The organism is Cohnella candidum, from assembly GCF_003713065.1.
In the GTDB taxonomy this organism is placed as follows: domain Bacteria; phylum Bacillota; class Bacilli; order Paenibacillales; family Paenibacillaceae; genus Cohnella; species Cohnella candidum.
Genome location: NZ_CP033433.1, coordinates 2,094,618 through 2,108,268 on the forward strand (window position 1 = coordinate 2,094,618; position 13,651 = coordinate 2,108,268).

16 protein-coding genes are annotated in these 13,651 nt (G+C 57.8%); 4 read left to right on the forward strand and 12 right to left on the reverse strand.

All coding sequences use genetic code 11. The annotated features are described in order from the left end of the window. Positions 1-87: 87 nt before the first annotated feature. From EAV92_RS09985 to EAV92_RS10000, 4 genes are read right to left on the reverse strand one after another with little or no spacing between them, the layout of a single operon-like run. On the reverse strand, positions 88-324 hold the full coding sequence (locus EAV92_RS09985) for a spore germination protein (RefSeq protein WP_123040945.1): 237 nt from the start codon (positions 322-324) through the stop codon (positions 88-90). Positions 325-358: 34 nt separating this feature from the next. After that, a complete protein-coding gene (locus tag EAV92_RS09990; protein WP_123040946.1) occupies positions 359-592 on the reverse strand; it encodes a hypothetical protein in 234 nt (77 codons plus the stop codon). 14 nt (positions 593-606) lie between these two features. Next, positions 607-819, reverse strand: coding sequence for a hypothetical protein (locus EAV92_RS09995; RefSeq protein WP_123043669.1), 213 nt, complete (start codon positions 817-819; stop codon positions 607-609). Positions 820-877: 58 nt separating this feature from the next. Next, positions 878-1,108: a hypothetical protein gene (locus EAV92_RS10000; protein WP_241158496.1), complete on the reverse strand. Its 231-nt coding sequence runs from the start codon at positions 1,106-1,108 to the stop codon at positions 878-880. 157 nt (positions 1,109-1,265) lie between these two features. On the opposite strand from EAV92_RS10000, the gene EAV92_RS10005 reads away from it, so the two are divergent. Further along, complete coding sequence (locus EAV92_RS10005) at positions 1,266-1,730, forward strand: Hsp20/alpha crystallin family protein (protein WP_123040947.1); 465 nt, start codon at positions 1,266-1,268, stop codon at positions 1,728-1,730. A 14-nt stretch (positions 1,731-1,744) separates the two neighbouring features. Beyond that, complete coding sequence (locus tag EAV92_RS10010; protein ID WP_123040948.1) at positions 1,745-2,137, forward strand: hypothetical protein; 393 nt, start codon at positions 1,745-1,747, stop codon at positions 2,135-2,137. A 71-nt stretch (positions 2,138-2,208) separates the two neighbouring features. Here EAV92_RS10010 and EAV92_RS10015 read toward each other — a convergent pair whose 3' ends face one another. From EAV92_RS10015 to EAV92_RS10030, 4 genes are all read right to left on the reverse strand, one after another. Further along, positions 2,209-2,670: an Hsp20/alpha crystallin family protein gene (locus EAV92_RS10015; RefSeq protein WP_123040949.1), complete on the reverse strand. Its 462-nt coding sequence runs from the start codon at positions 2,668-2,670 to the stop codon at positions 2,209-2,211. A gap of 86 nt (positions 2,671-2,756) precedes the next feature. Then, positions 2,757-4,085: a PucR family transcriptional regulator gene (locus EAV92_RS10020; RefSeq protein ID WP_123040950.1), complete on the reverse strand. Its 1,329-nt coding sequence runs from the start codon at positions 4,083-4,085 to the stop codon at positions 2,757-2,759. A 207-nt stretch (positions 4,086-4,292) separates the two neighbouring features. After that, a complete protein-coding gene (locus EAV92_RS10025) occupies positions 4,293-4,991 on the reverse strand; it encodes a zinc ribbon domain-containing protein (protein WP_123040951.1) in 699 nt (232 codons plus the stop codon). A gap of 119 nt (positions 4,992-5,110) precedes the next feature. Next, positions 5,111-5,959, reverse strand: a complete 849-nt coding sequence (locus EAV92_RS10030; RefSeq protein WP_123040952.1) for an AraC family transcriptional regulator — start codon at positions 5,957-5,959, stop codon at positions 5,111-5,113. A 135-nt stretch (positions 5,960-6,094) separates the two neighbouring features. Here EAV92_RS10030 and melA point away from each other — a divergent pair, with 135 nt between their 5' ends. After that, positions 6,095-7,393, forward strand: a complete 1,299-nt coding sequence (gene melA / locus EAV92_RS10035) for an alpha-glucosidase/alpha-galactosidase (protein WP_123040953.1) — start codon at positions 6,095-6,097, stop codon at positions 7,391-7,393. 320 nt (positions 7,394-7,713) lie between these two features. On the opposite strand, the gene EAV92_RS10040 is transcribed toward melA, so the two are convergent. Together EAV92_RS10040 and EAV92_RS10045 are read right to left on the reverse strand one after the other, a co-directional pair. Beyond that, on the reverse strand, positions 7,714-8,409 hold the full coding sequence (locus EAV92_RS10040) for a DUF1361 domain-containing protein (RefSeq protein ID WP_123040954.1): 696 nt from the start codon (positions 8,407-8,409) through the stop codon (positions 7,714-7,716). Positions 8,410-8,424: 15 nt separating this feature from the next. Continuing rightward, on the reverse strand, positions 8,425-9,384 hold the full coding sequence (locus tag EAV92_RS10045) for a hypothetical protein (RefSeq protein ID WP_123040955.1): 960 nt from the start codon (positions 9,382-9,384) through the stop codon (positions 8,425-8,427). Positions 9,385-9,506: 122 nt separating this feature from the next. Between EAV92_RS10045 and EAV92_RS10050 the strand changes: the two genes are divergently transcribed. Beyond that, positions 9,507-10,079 (forward strand): nucleotidyltransferase family protein, encoded by a 573-nt coding sequence (locus EAV92_RS10050; RefSeq protein ID WP_123040956.1) that lies wholly within the window; start codon positions 9,507-9,509, stop codon positions 10,077-10,079. A gap of 59 nt (positions 10,080-10,138) precedes the next feature. Here the strand turns inward: EAV92_RS10050 and EAV92_RS10055 are convergent, their stop codons facing one another. Beyond that, positions 10,139-12,142, reverse strand: coding sequence for a glycoside hydrolase family 15 protein (locus EAV92_RS10055; RefSeq protein WP_123040957.1), 2,004 nt, complete (start codon positions 12,140-12,142; stop codon positions 10,139-10,141). A gap of 55 nt (positions 12,143-12,197) precedes the next feature. Next, complete coding sequence (glgA, locus tag EAV92_RS10060) at positions 12,198-13,646, reverse strand: glycogen synthase GlgA (protein WP_123040958.1); 1,449 nt, start codon at positions 13,644-13,646, stop codon at positions 12,198-12,200. Positions 13,647-13,651 lie beyond the last annotated feature (5 nt).

Below are 13,651 nucleotides of genomic sequence, written 5' to 3' on the forward strand. Positions count from 1 at the left end.
ACCACACCCCCAGCATATGACGGGGGGCGAATGTTTGGTAAGGACGAACGCACAGTCCCGGGGGAATTCCGCGAATGCACAGATGGGCTAAACCGCGCTTGCTTTGATCGAATTACTGTCGCTGATGTCCGGATCGATGGTGACCGCCAGCGGGATGTTCGAAGGAGACAAATCGCCGTTTTGTTCCCCGAATCCCTGGTTCCGCTTGTAGGAAACGAATTGGTCGATGTACTGCAACGGCCCGACGTTGATCACGCTTGAGTTGTCGACGGAATTGACCTTGAAACCGAGCAAATTCACGGCCGTCGGCGCGAAGAAAAGCATTCCGCATTCCCCCTTGACAGTTCGTTATCGGTCGTCATAGGAAGCTGTATTTCGCGGCGGGACTGTCGATGAGGTCGCAATCCGACACTCCGCTCAAGGCCAATATGATTGGGGAAAAATCGCCGTTTTGTTCCCCGATTCCCTGACTCCGCTTATAGGAAACGAAGAGATCGATATGCTGGCTCGCCCCCATGTTCAGCACCGCGGAGTGGTCGATCGCGTTGATTTTCAGCCCCAGTACGTTCACCGTGACAGGTGCGAAACTCATGTATCCGCCCCCTCTCATGGAATGGCCACGCGATCCGACACGAATGTCGACGGCGCGTCGACACAGTCCCGATCGTCCACGAAGCTGCGCGTTCCGAGGAACTGCGCGCCGTCCCCCATGTTTTGTCCGAGACCCATCGTCTTCTTGTCGGAATTGTGCCACTCCGCCAGCAAATTCTGGCCGACGTTGATGGCGGACGCATTTTCGAAAGAGTTCACTTTGATCATCTGGATATTGATGATGAAGCAAGGCGGATTGGCCACGAACCCATCCCCTCCCGATCGCTTAGATCCGATTTTCTTTTACCGACCTGAAATCTTCCACTTCGTCGTCTTGAACATACTGAACGGTACAGAGCCGAACGACGCCGTCGGCGAATTGCTGGCCGAAGCCCTGCGTTTTTTTGGCAGCCACGTTGCGATTGGTCAGTACGGTTCTCCCGAATGAAATGAACCCGGCATGGTCGGCGTTATTGACTTTCATGCCCTTGATGTCGATTTGCACCGGCCCGAACACGGCGCTCCCCCTCCCGTGTCTTGCATGTCTTACAGCATACTCGAGGAATCTCCGCAATATGAACCGTTGCCGCATTTTGGTCGCCTTCGGAATGATCTTGAATGGACAACCATAAATTGAAACAACGGCACATTGCGTAGAAAAGGGTTGTTGCCGCATGAATCCCGACAAACTCAATAAATGGCTGGAACTGGCCAGAAGTTTTGCCGGAAACGACTTTTGGTCGGACGTGTTCGATCAATCGCCGGCTCCGGAGTCCTTTGCCCGGAAATCGCATGCCGGCAAAACCGGTGAGTCCGCAGCCTTATTCCCGCCTGTGGACGTGCTGACTTCGGACCGGGAGATCCTGATCCTCGTGGACCTGCCCGGCGTTTCCAAAGAGGATATCCATTTGACGGTCAGCGATGAAGTCCTCTATCTCAAGGGGCAGTCCAACCCCCTGTATCCGGAGCACACGCCGGTTTCGACCGAGCGGTTTTCCGGTACGTTCGAGCGGCCGATCGGCCTGCCGACGCGCATCGACGGCCAAAATGCCAACATTCATGCCGCGTTCCGCCACGGCACGTTAATCATCCGGATTCCCGTGCCGCCGGCTTGGACGAAATCGATTCCGATCGATTGACCGCGAGGTGACCCATGCCCTTCCCGCAATGGTTGTCCCGTTGGCTGTCGCCTTCCCCCCATCCTCCGGATCCCTATCCGGCTCTCGCCGCGAGGCTTGCCGACATCGAACGACGGCTGGACAAGCTCACCGAAGACCGTTGCTCCGAGACGCCGCACGTTTTCATCGAACACGCCGATAGGGTCGTCGTCGAGAGAGTCGTCTACAGCAACCACTTCGGGACCCTGGAGGTGGATTCGCTGGAAGGACAATTGAACATCGGGCTGAATTACCGGGGCGAACCGCATTCCCCGGACGAGCTCCCACCGTTCGTAAAAACGAAGGATCCGCATGACCCCCCCGATTCCGCGAGACCGGCGTCCTCTCGCCCGAAACCGCCGAAAGTTCATATTAAACCGCGCAAATAACCGCCCGGTACGCGGGGGAGATCCCTCTCCCGCAAGGGGCGGTTCAGCTTTTGTCTTGCCGTTATTCCCGTTTACTTCCCGCCGTCCCGGACGAAAATTTCCCGGAAGGGTTCGGCTCCTCCGCTTTTCGGCAGCCGGATTTCCACGATCCCGTCGCGGACGGACGCGGAGGCGCGAGACGGCTGGACATCGCTCGGCAGCCGGATTTCCTCCGAACGTTCTCCAAGACCGATTTTCAGCTTTCTCCGGTTTGCGTGAAAGCGGACGTCACGACGGGAAACGCCTCGCGGCAGCTTGCATCGGACGAATACGGACCGATGGGTCTCGAACACTTCGCAATCAAGAGGGCCCGGGAGAACTTTCTTAAGACCTTCTCGAATCGGCAGGGCTTTGGGCATGAATGAATCGATCGCTTTTTTCACGAAGTCCTCGATCCCTTTGGCGTTTGGAATCTCATCCATGAAAGGCAGTTTTTTAAACAGCGACTTCTGGAATTCCGTCCAATCCATCCCCTGATTCCGCGGACGGTTCATCCCCTCACCGTCTTTCCTTCGATCTTCTCCATTACTCTATGTCCCGGCGCTCGGGATTGATACCTCAGCCGCGGTCTTGAGGCGGATTAGACGTTCGAATTGACGGGAATTTTGCCGAGCTTGATCGCTAGCTGCACCTGCAGCCGGTCTTCGGCATTGTCCAGGGAGATGCGCAGCAGGGTTTGGATTTTCTCGAGCCGGTATACAACGGTGTTATAGTGGGCGGACAGTTTTTCGCTCGTCAGCTTGATGTTGCCGTTGCAGCGGAAAAACATCTCAAGCGTCTCCGCCAGGCGGCCTCCCCCTTTGTGGTCGGCCTGTCGAAGCGGGTGGAAGTATCTCTCCAGAAACTGCTCTCTCTCGGTGCCCGAAGGAATCATGAACAGCAGGGAGTAAGCCCCGAGCTTGCCGTAAGAGAGATATTCCTCCTTCATGCCGCATGTTTCCGCGATCTGGCGGGTTCGCATGGCCTGCATCCAGCTCCCGTGAACCCCTTCCGGGCCCTGCGCGATCTTTCCGGCATACAGCCGGATGTCACGGTCTTCGAGGAAGGGACGCAGTTCGGAAATCAATCGCGAAAGCATCTTATCGATCGCCTCTTCGCCGTCGGAAAGGTTTGCGGAGGACATGGGCACGATCAGCGCCAGCGATTTGCCGGACGGAGCGGCGAGCAGACCCTCGATTCCCCGCAGCCGCTCGGCACGAAGGCGCCGGGTGTATTCGTGCAGCTTCTCCTGCGACGGGCCCGGCACGTGCCAACCGACTTGGACTGCGCATAGGGGCATTCCGACGGCAAGGCTGCAGCCGGAAACTTCCGCGCGCCGTTTCCAGTCGGTTTCCGTCGGGATTTTGCCAGACAGCCAATCTTGCAGGAATAGCTCAAGGTATTTCCCTTCCACGTCACGCACGGCATCCATGTTCGCCATTTCCAGGCCGGCTAAAGCGGACAAGCGCTCCATCGAAAACGTATCGAGCGTCGTGATTTCATGATCGCGTTCCAGCAGGACGAGGTAAGCTTGCTTCGAGCCCCGGACGGGGATCGGATGGACGTAGGCACGGCCTTCTCCAGCCGTCTGAACATACCCGCTCCCGGATACCTTGCCGGCATGGCGGATCGACAGGGATTGCATCAAGGGCCAAATTTCGGCCGGCTCCTTGCCGCGAAGACCGATGGACATCCACGTTTTCCCGTTCTCCCGAAGGATGGCGGCCGGATTGCGGAGCACCACTTCCATGGCGTCCAGGAAAGGTTCGATCCCGCTTCCCTCCAGCAAGAGACGCGCGATCGTCTGGATCCGGCTTTGAAGGCCGGCCATCTGGGAAGCCACTTCATTCTGCATCCATTCGGATCCTCCCTCTGTCGGCGGAATCGCCGGTTTACCCTGAAACGGTTCCATGCGCGGATTCATGGCCATGGGTATCCCTCCTTGGTTGCATTCATATTGTGTAATGTTTTCTTACAATTTCTATCACTAGAACATCTCACGTTGTATTTATTGTAATATTATATAACATCAATATCAAATGATTTTCATAAAGATCAGGATTTATGTAATATAAAATAACATAAAAGCCGTATCCGTCATGGTTGACGGATTACGGCTTTCTTGGATCGATCGATTTTATTGCTGAGGTGTTCCGCAGGACGGGCAAAATTTCGCGGTCGTACCCACGGCCGTGCCGCAGCCTGGACATTTCGCGGAATCGGCTCTCTCGGCGCCCACCGCATCGGCGTCATCCAGGAACGACGGCGTCGCTTGGCCGGCGTCGCTCCACGCAGAAGGCACTTCTTCCAGCACCGGCTTGCCGACGTCCGCCCAATCCGAAGCGGAGGGTGCCTCTCCCGGATCCTTGTAGCCCGGCGGCTCCACGAACGGGTCGGCCGAAGAAAGACCGCTCGGCTCCGTTTCTTGCCGGTCGAACTCTTCCAGCGGGTCCTCTGCCGCCGGTATGGCGGGTTCCGGGAACGGATGCCCGCAAGACGGGCAAAACCGGGTGTCGTAAGGCACCTTGCGGCCGCATACGCATTCTTTCTCGTTTCGGAGCTGCATGATCCGCTCTTCGAGCGCTTCGACTTCGCCTCGGATGGCGACGATCTCCTCGCAGGCAGGGATGACCTTCGTCTCCGCACGGGACAAGTCCTTGTCCAGGTAGCCGCGGAATACCGCCTCTCCCATGCTCACGTACAATTTCTCTATTTCTCTGCGTTTACCGGAAATTTGCGAGTGCAGCCGGGTGACTTCCACCGTTTGCTGGGCTTTTTCGGTTGCCGTCGACACGCCTTTACTGACGGTCTCGGTAATTTTTCGAAACAGACTCATCGTAACGCCTCCTTCTTCACAGTTATTATCTCATACGTCGCTTGCCGAATCATGGTTCCCCGAACGGATATCGCGGGGACATTGGTCCCGAATCGCCAGCTTGGCGTGCAACCAGGGGCCTATGGCTGAGCCGAAGTCCTCCTTCGATAGTCGGTCGGCGTGCATCCGGTCCATTTTTTGAACGATTTCGAGAAATAGAGAGCATCCGGGTATCCGACGGAGGATGCTACCTCCTCCACCGTAAGAGACTCCCGAAGCAGCACCTTGGCCCGTTCCATGCGGAGCTTCTGCAGATAGGTAATCGGAGCCATGCCCATCTCCTTGCGAAACATCTTCGTCAGGTAGGTCCGATGGTAGCCCATCTCGCGCGCAAGACGCCCGATCGAGACAGGTCCGGCAAGCTGGGCTTCCATCCAGCGGGCGGCCCGGTCCGCTTCTCTCGCGGCAATGCCCGTTTGCCCGCGCAACGGAGGACCTTCCGGACGCCGGGAAAGCGCCCACGCCGCGAAAGCCAGCCGGAGCCAGCCGCCCGCTTCCCAATCGGCGGTCCAAACGCCGTCGCGAAAGCTCCGCTCGATCTCCCGTGCCGATTTCAGAGCCTCCTCCGAACCGCCGTTTACCACGGGATGATCGGCCGAGATGCCGGCGGATTGAAGCCAAGCCGCCGCCTTGCGGCCTCGAAACGCGATCCAGCGGTATCGCCACGGCTCTTTCGCGTCGGATTGGTAGACATGGAGTTCTCCCGGAAAGATGAAAAAACTGTCCCCTGCTTTGAGTTCATAGAGACGGTCCCGGCACCGGTAAGTGCCGGTTCCTTCAACCACGGTATGGACCAAATAATAGTCGAGCACTTGGGGACCCATCCGATGCTCCGGCACCGTCTGGGAATGGCCCGCGAATAAGACGGCCAGCTCCTCCGCTTCCTGCGGATCGGGATGCACAGACGTCGTGCTGAACGGTTTAATCATGCGCCCGCCCCTCTCAACAAACTACATTATTCCATACGATAGCTCGATCTTTCCATAGCGGGAAGACCGCCGGTTCCTCTATTCTAAAACGCGAAGGGGCTTCATACAATCGTCTTTTCGAGGGGGAACGCCGCCATGTCCAAAATCGCGTTTTTGGGTGCTGGAAGCACCGTCTTTGCCAAAAATGTACTGGGAGACAGCATGCTCACGCCCGCTTTGCAAGATTTCGAGATTGCCCTGTTCGACATCAATCCCGAACGGCTGGCCGACTCGGAGCTGATCCTGAACACCATCCGCCAGACCTCCGGGAGCACGTGCAGGATCCGTTCCTACACGGACCGTAAGGAAGCGCTGCGAGGCGCCAAATACGTCATCAACGCCATCCAGGTCGGCGGATACGATCCTTGCACCATTACGGATTTCGAAATTCCCAAAAAATACGGCCTGCGCCAAACGATCGCCGACACGGTCGGCATCGGCGGCATTTTCCGGAACCTCCGGACGATCCCGGTCATGCTGGATTTCGCGCGCGACATCAATGAGGTATGCCCGGACGCCTGGTTCCTCAATTACACGAACCCGATGGCCGTCCTTACCAACGTGATGAACACCTACGGCGGCGTAAAAACCGTCGGCTTGTGCCACAGCGTGCAAGTTTGCGTGAAGAGCTTGTTCGATGTTCTGGGCATGGACGATACCGGGGTCAAATCCAAAATCGCCGGCATCAACCACATGGCCTGGCTCTTGGAGGTTTCCAAGGACGGAGTCGACCTGTACCCGGAAATCAAACGCCGCGCCGCCCTGAGGCAGAAGGAAAAGCACCACGATATGGTCCGACTGGAATTGATGCTGCGCTTCGGTTACTACGTGACGGAATCGTCCGAGCATAACGCGGAATACCACCCGTACTTCATCAAACGGAATTACCCGGAGCTGATCGAACGGTTCAACATCCCGCTCGACGAATATCCGCGGCGCTGCGTCGGCCAGATCGAGAGCTGGAAAAAGCTGCGCGATTCTCTCGTGAACGACGCAACGCTCACGCATAAGCGAACCCACGAGTATGCTTCTCACATCATGGAAGCGATGGAAACGAACCACCCGTTCAAAATCGGCGGCAACGTGATGAACACGGGACTGATCACGAACCTGCCCCGCGAAGCTTGCGTGGAGGTCCCCTGCCTCGTGGACGCGAACGGCGTCACGCCGACGTACGTCGGCGATTTGCCGCCGCAGCTCGCGGCACTGAACCGCACGAACATCAACACGCAGCTGCTCACGATCGAAGCCGCCGTCACCGGCAAGAAAGACCACATCTACCATGCCGCGATGCTCGATCCCCACACCTCCGCGGAGCTGTCCATCGACGACATCGTCGCGATGTGCGACGATTTGATCGAAGCCCACGGCGATTGGCTTCCGAAGTTCAACTGAGGAGATCGGGCGCAGACTGAGTTGTGAAAGAAAATTACACAATTCTTCCGATTGTGCAACTGCGAGGCAGAGTTATGAAAGAAAGTTACACAACTCCTCCGAATTTGTGTTAAAGTGGGCGAGTTATGCAATAAAGTTACACAATTCTTTCTGGAACAAGGTAAACATAAAAAAGCCGCTGCCCTCGTTCCATAACAGGTACGTGCAGCAGCGGTTTAGCGAGTTTATGTGAAATAGCGAACCAGAGGTTCGCTATTCTGTTCGATTGGGCGAGATTGCAAGAAATAGCGAACCTAGGGTTCGCTATTTTTTTGTCAACCTCACGCCCGTCCTCGCTGCATCGTATACAGCGAAACGTAGACGATCAAGATTAGAATTCCGATGAGCAGCGTGAAGATCAACGCACTCGAATTCAGCCCGACCAAGACGCCTTCGATCAGGCGGAACGGATTGAACAGCGCGTCCCAGCTGTTGAGCCGAACGACGCGGCCCAAGTACACCCCGAAGCCGCCGAGGAAGGACGCCGTCGCGACGAAAAGCCAGCCTGCGCCGGCTTTCGCATATCGCCGGACGATTTCGTGATAATGGCGCATGGAGGCGTATCCGAGCAGCAGGCCGCACCAAGCGAACAGGAAAAACACGACCAGGTCGTACCAGAGAATCAATCCGTCCGGGTCATAGCGGCGAAAAATAAGATGGATGAAATCCGTGGTCAAATAAGGCGCGTTGGGATACAGAAGCAGCCAGGCGATGCCGGAAAGCGTAAGCAGGACGATTTTGGCGCCGCCGCCCCGCATTCTGGCGAATCGGATGCCCAGCAAGGACACGATCAACGGCAGCCAAGCGAGAAAAAGATTCCACAGCATAAAGCCGAACGGCTCCTCCTCCGTACGTATCATGCGGATAGCGAGCAAGATTACGCAAAGCGCCGATATCCCCGCGATGATTCCGTACGTCGGCAGCTCTATGGGATCCGCGAAGCCGGCACCGCGGGAATGTTCTTTCCGGTCGGACATGACTCGCCTCCTCCTCTAAGCCCCGTAGCCTTCCACAATGCGGTCGAATCGGCTTCGTTTTTCCGCTTCTTCGCCCTCCAGGCTTTTGCGCTGCAGCCGCAGCTTCTGAAGCGCTTCCGTCGTTTTATCCAAGTGGGAGCCGACGGAGTCCAGGGAGTCGCGGATCCGGCCCTGCACCATCCAATCCGAGATGAACCCGTCGAAAAAGTAGTCCGCGAACGACAAAAACCCTTCAACCTGCGGAACCCCCACTTCCGAAGTCATGCGGACATCCTTCAGTTCTTCGGCGAAACGGCGCAAATGGTACTGCGCCTCATGGATATGATCGCTCGCCTCGTCCATTCTGCCGCGTTTGATCGCCGTTGCGATCATGCCGCCGCCGAGCATGTCGTAGGTGCCCCAATTTTTCGCGGATTCCAGCCGATCTTCCGCGCGGAGAAGCGCTTGTTTGGCTTGTTCCCCGGCACGTTCCGCTTCGCCGATTTCCCGGAGTTCGGCGCCGATTTCCCCGATCCGCCCCGACAACGCTTCCATCTCCGCCGCCGTCACCGCGTCATGCTCCCGAATCCAAGATTCCTTCGCTCTTTTCAGCGAATCCAGCCTCAGGTCGGCATCAGCCACTTCCGCCAGCTCAGATGCGAGCTCCTCCCTCTCCTTCTCCAAACGGGACAACAAATCGCTCGCCGCATCGTATTTGAGCTTGGCCTCGGCTGCTTCCTTCTCTTCCGTGCCAAGGCGATCCTCCCATTTTCCGAACAGCTTGAACCAATATTGCGAGAACATAGAAGCCGCAAGCTCCTTCGCTTCCTCTTCTTCCCGCTGGAATCTCCGGAAACTGGATTCCACGACTTCACGCTGCTTTCCGATATCCGCCTCCAGCCGCGCCAAGCTCCTCTCGCGTTTCCTTTTCCACTCCAGGTCCTGCATGCATTGCTGCAATTGGACGTTCCAGTCACCGATCGGGCTGCCCGCCATCCGATTTCCTCCATTCCGCGATGCAAAATGATACATTACGTATACTTAATCCCACGATAACGATTTTCTCCTCCGGTTGCAAGATTTGTTATAATCAGAATATATGTTCGGGAGGCGCAAGCATGAAAATCGAATCACCGCAACAAATCATCCTGCTCGTGCGTGATGACGGATGGATGATGGACGTGCTTCGAACCGCCAAAACGCTCCGTTTGCCGGATTGGTGGGTATGCGCGGGTTTCGTGCGCGCCAAGATTTGGGATACTTTGCACGGCTATGACCCCAGAACGCCGTTACCGGATGTCGACGTCGTCTATTTCGATCCTCATGACATCTCGGAAGAGACGGAAAAGAAATGGGAAGGCGAACTGCGGCGCTTGAGCCCCGAGATTCCGTGGTCCGTCAAAAACGAAGCGAGAATGCATGCCGTAAACGGTATTCCACCGTATACTTCTGCCGTGGACGCCATCTCGAAATTCCCCGAAACCGCAACCGCTCTGGGACTTGCTTTGGACGAGCGGGACGAAATCCTCCTTGCCGCCCCGTGGGGGATCGAAGATGCGGTTCGCTGTATCGTCCGACCGACTCCCTGCTTCGAGAATAACCCGGAGCAAGCCTATATCTACGAGGAGCGCCTCGCGAAGAAAAACTGGAAGAGCATATGGCCCAAGGTCCAAGTCATCCCCATTCGTTAATACGACGAAAAGCCGGCGCAGTCGCGCGCCGGCTTTTCTCCAAAACCAAACCTAAATTTTCATGCCCAAGGAACGCCGGTTTCCCTTTCCGCAGGCGCGGCCGACGAAGACAGCTGCTCCCGCTTGCGGACGTAGAGGCACACCGTTTGGACATAGGTGGCGTGCGACCAGGTCAGCGGGGCGACCGACAACGGCGACCCGTCGATCGGATGCAGCTGCTCGGGGAGGTTGCCGCCGGGCAGCGCATAGGCCGCCACTTTCTCCAGCGTCCGCCTCGGCTCCTCCAGATCGTTCAGACCGCGGGCGGTTTCGATCCGATATTTCGCCAGCCATAACGTACAGATGACCCAGGGATTACCCGGCGCGATGTTCGGGTCGTCGGAAACGCGGAAATAGTAGTCCTCGGCGTAACGCGCGATTCCTCCGATTTCCGTCTTGACCGAGAGCCCCGTAGCGATTGCCTCCATCGTCGACGCGACGCGCGCGTCCTCCGCGGGGAGAACGCCGAACTCGAACAGGCCGAACAGGCTGCTTTCCAGCGTCATGTCTTTCACCCAGCTGCCGTCCCGCCAGACCAACCCGCGGGCGAATCTCCCCGCCTCTTCATCCCACAGATGATCGAGAATGCCGCTTTTCACCCGGTCGGCAACCGCACGGTACTGGTCGCTGCGATCGTAGTCTCCGAACAGGTCGGCGAAGTAAGCCGCTCCCATGAGACCGCCGTAGACCGAAGCCGCGGTGTACGTCCAGATGCCAAACCGTTCCTCCCACAGATCATAGCTGGGCCGGGGCAGGCCGAGCGACGGTTCCATGTAGTCGCAGAGGAATTCGGCCGCCTTACGGACGAATTTGCTATACAGAGATTGCGGCAGCTCGATTTCCCCATGGCGGGCGTAATCCATCCACAACGCGTACAGCACGAGGGCCGTCTCGTCCTCCTGGATGGGCAGCCGCGGCACGCCTTGCACGACATAAGGATGCCAGCTGGAGCCGACCGTTCCGTCCGGGTTGTATTTATGGTAGAGATAGCCGTCCGGCGACAGCACCCGCGCGCAGAAATGGAAGAAAGGCGCGATCGTCCCGTGGAAGCCCGCGAGCGACATCGCGTCCGCGATCAACGCGCCGTCGCGCGGCCACATATAGCTGTAGTGGTCCCGGTTGTATTGCAGGATATCGGAGTCGTTCGCCGCCAGAATCGCTCCCCTGTCATCGATTTGCGTCCGCACGATGAGCAGGCTGTGCTTGAACTGATGGATGACGGAGGCCGGCAAATCGCCGAACTTGTTGCCGACCCGGGACAGCCAGTGGTTCCAGTAAATGACGATCCGGCTGAGCAGCTTCTCGGGGTGACTGTCCTGCACGTACTGGTCGAGCGCCTTCACCTCTTCCAGGTCGGAGCCGACGGAACACCAATAATAGACCGTGCTTTCGCCTCCCGGGGCGAGGCTCGCCCGGAAGCTGATCGCGCTGTCCACGGAGCCTTGAGCGATGGCGTTCCCCGCCAATTCCCCGTCCTCCGCGTCCCGCCAGGTGCCTTCGGCGGAATGGAACCTCTTGATCCCCGTGGAAAATTGGTGGATCCCGCCGGAATCGGTTTTCCCGTTAAACATGAAATAGGAAGACCGCTTGTAATGGAATACCGTCCGGTTGCCGGGGTAGAACGCCGCCGTATCGCCGACCTCGTTGCCGTCGATCATGAGGTCCTGATGAAAAAACACCCGAACCTCCCGGGGCGAATCCCACAAGTTCCGGACCACGACGCGTTTTAAATAAATGCTGTCCCGCTGATGGACGCCGTCGTTCACTTGAAGCTCGATGCCGAGCCTGTCGTTCCGGGCCGTCACGTTCGTGACGAGGGAATCCTCGACGTAGCCCGGCTCGATCCGCCAAGCCGGGTCGTCGAGCCAGGAGAACGCCCCGTCCACCCACAAGCCGAACCGGCAGCTTTGGCCCCCCACATGGTTCAGCTGCCCGACGTAAGGAAAATAGAGGTCCCTGATGAATCCGTTGCGGTCCAAATTGATCAACATTTTTCCGTTACCGATGACCAGATGTCTAGCCATGCCGGTTCACTCCTTCCCTGATGGCCGATTCGGCCGGAAAACGGCTTCTGGAGCCCTATCCCGCTCTTGCTTCACCGGCGAGCCCGCGATACAGCCGTTCGTATTCGCGCGCGGAAGTTTCCCAGCCGTAGTGACGTTTGGCGCCGTTTGCCAATATTTTCGCCCATGCTTCTTCATCCCGGTAGAAAGTCAGCGCCCTCTTCACCGTGAACAGCATGTCATGCGCGGTTGCCGGTCCGAAACTGAAACCGTTCCCTTTACCTGTATATTCGTTAAACGATTCGACCGTGTCCCGGAGTCCGCCGGTTTCCCGCACGACGGGCACCGACCGGTAACGGAGCGCGATCAGTTGGCTTAAACCGCAAGGCTCGAAGCGGGACGGCATCAAGTAGAGGTCGGAGGCTGCGTAGATCCGCCGGGCCAATCCCTCGTTGAACCCGAACCAAACCGTCATCCGCCCGGGGTACCGGGCCGCCGCTTCACGCATCATGGCCTCCAAGCGCGGTTCCCCGGAGCCGAGAACGGCGAGCTGGACGTGCTCGTCCATCAATTCCGGGAGCGCCTCGCCGATCAGATCGAAGCCTTTTTGCCCGGCCATCCGCGACACGACGCCGATCAGCGGCACCCGCTCGTCCACTTCAAGTCCAAGCTCCTGCTGCAGGGCGGTTTTGTTCCGCCTCTTCTTCTCGCGCGAATCGCGGTAAGGCACGGCCAGATGCGGATCGCGCATCGGGTCGTACACTTCCGTGTCGATTCCGTTCACGATGCCGGTCAAATCCCCCGAACGGCGGCGAAGCACGCCCTCCAGCTTCTCTCCGTATTCTTCGGTCTGAATTTCATTGGCATATGTCGGACTAACCGTCGTCAGCTTGTCCGCATAGAGAAGACCGGCCTTCATGCAGCTGGCCGCCCCGTAAAACTCGAGGCCGTCGTCGGACGAGAACAATTCGTCCCCGGCGGCCAGCAAATCCTGCAGCAAACCGCGGGAAAACACCCCTTGGTACTGCAAGTTGTGGATCGTGTATACCGTGCGGATGTCGCGATAACCCGGCCGGTTCGCATAACGCGTTCGCAGCAGCAGCGGAATGAGCCCCGTCTGCCAGTCATGGCAATGCAGGATGTCCGGCATTTCGTCGAGCAGCTCCAGGCATTCGAGCACGGCGAAGCTGAAGAAGGCGAATCGCTCCGCCTCCTCCTCTCCGTAGCCGTACAGATAACCTCTTTTGAAGTAATATTCGTTGTCGAGCAGCAGGAATCGGACGCCGTCTACTACGCACTCGAACAAGCCGCAATATTGGCGACGCCAGCCGATGTTCACGAACGTGTAGCCTAAATAAACGGCCGAGTCGGTGATTTCCTTCGGGATTTCCCCGTACTTCGGCAGCATCACGGTGACGTCGAAACCGCGTTTGGCCAAACTCTTGGGCAAGGCGCCGACGACGTCGGCCAGCCCTCCCGTTTTCACGAGCGGCATCGCTTCCGATGCCGCGAACAAAATTTTCATCTCGC

Bases quoted from the DNA above. Each gene is read 5' to 3' on its own strand.
- EAV92_RS09985 (WP_123040945.1), bottom strand. From the start codon at position 324: ATGCTTTTCTTCGCGCCGACGGCCGTGAATTTGCTCGGTTTCAAGGTC.
- EAV92_RS09990 (WP_123040946.1), bottom strand. From the start codon at position 592: ATGAGTTTCGCACCTGTCACGGTGAACGTACTGGGGCTGAAAATCAAC.
- EAV92_RS09995 (WP_123043669.1), bottom strand. From the start codon at position 819: ATGATCAAAGTGAACTCTTTCGAAAATGCGTCCGCCATCAACGTCGGC.
- EAV92_RS10005 (WP_123040947.1), top strand. From the start codon at position 1,266: ATGAATCCCGACAAACTCAATAAATGGCTGGAACTGGCCAGAAGTTTT.
- EAV92_RS10010 (WP_123040948.1), top strand. From the start codon at position 1,745: ATGCCCTTCCCGCAATGGTTGTCCCGTTGGCTGTCGCCTTCCCCCCAT.
- EAV92_RS10015 (WP_123040949.1), bottom strand. From the start codon at position 2,670: ATGAACCGTCCGCGGAATCAGGGGATGGATTGGACGGAATTCCAGAAG.
- EAV92_RS10020 (WP_123040950.1), bottom strand. From the start codon at position 4,085: ATGGCCATGAATCCGCGCATGGAACCGTTTCAGGGTAAACCGGCGATT.
- EAV92_RS10025 (WP_123040951.1), bottom strand. From the start codon at position 4,991: ATGAGTCTGTTTCGAAAAATTACCGAGACCGTCAGTAAAGGCGTGTCG.
- EAV92_RS10030 (WP_123040952.1), bottom strand. From the start codon at position 5,959: ATGATTAAACCGTTCAGCACGACGTCTGTGCATCCCGATCCGCAGGAA.
- melA (WP_123040953.1), top strand. From the start codon at position 6,095: ATGTCCAAAATCGCGTTTTTGGGTGCTGGAAGCACCGTCTTTGCCAAA.
- EAV92_RS10040 (WP_123040954.1), bottom strand. From the start codon at position 8,409: ATGTCCGACCGGAAAGAACATTCCCGCGGTGCCGGCTTCGCGGATCCC.
- EAV92_RS10045 (WP_123040955.1), bottom strand. From the start codon at position 9,384: ATGGCGGGCAGCCCGATCGGTGACTGGAACGTCCAATTGCAGCAATGC.
- EAV92_RS10050 (WP_123040956.1), top strand. From the start codon at position 9,507: ATGAAAATCGAATCACCGCAACAAATCATCCTGCTCGTGCGTGATGAC.
- EAV92_RS10055 (WP_123040957.1), bottom strand. From the start codon at position 12,142: ATGGCTAGACATCTGGTCATCGGTAACGGAAAAATGTTGATCAATTTG.
- glgA (WP_123040958.1), bottom strand. From the start codon at position 13,646: ATGAAAATTTTGTTCGCGGCATCGGAAGCGATGCCGCTCGTGAAAACG.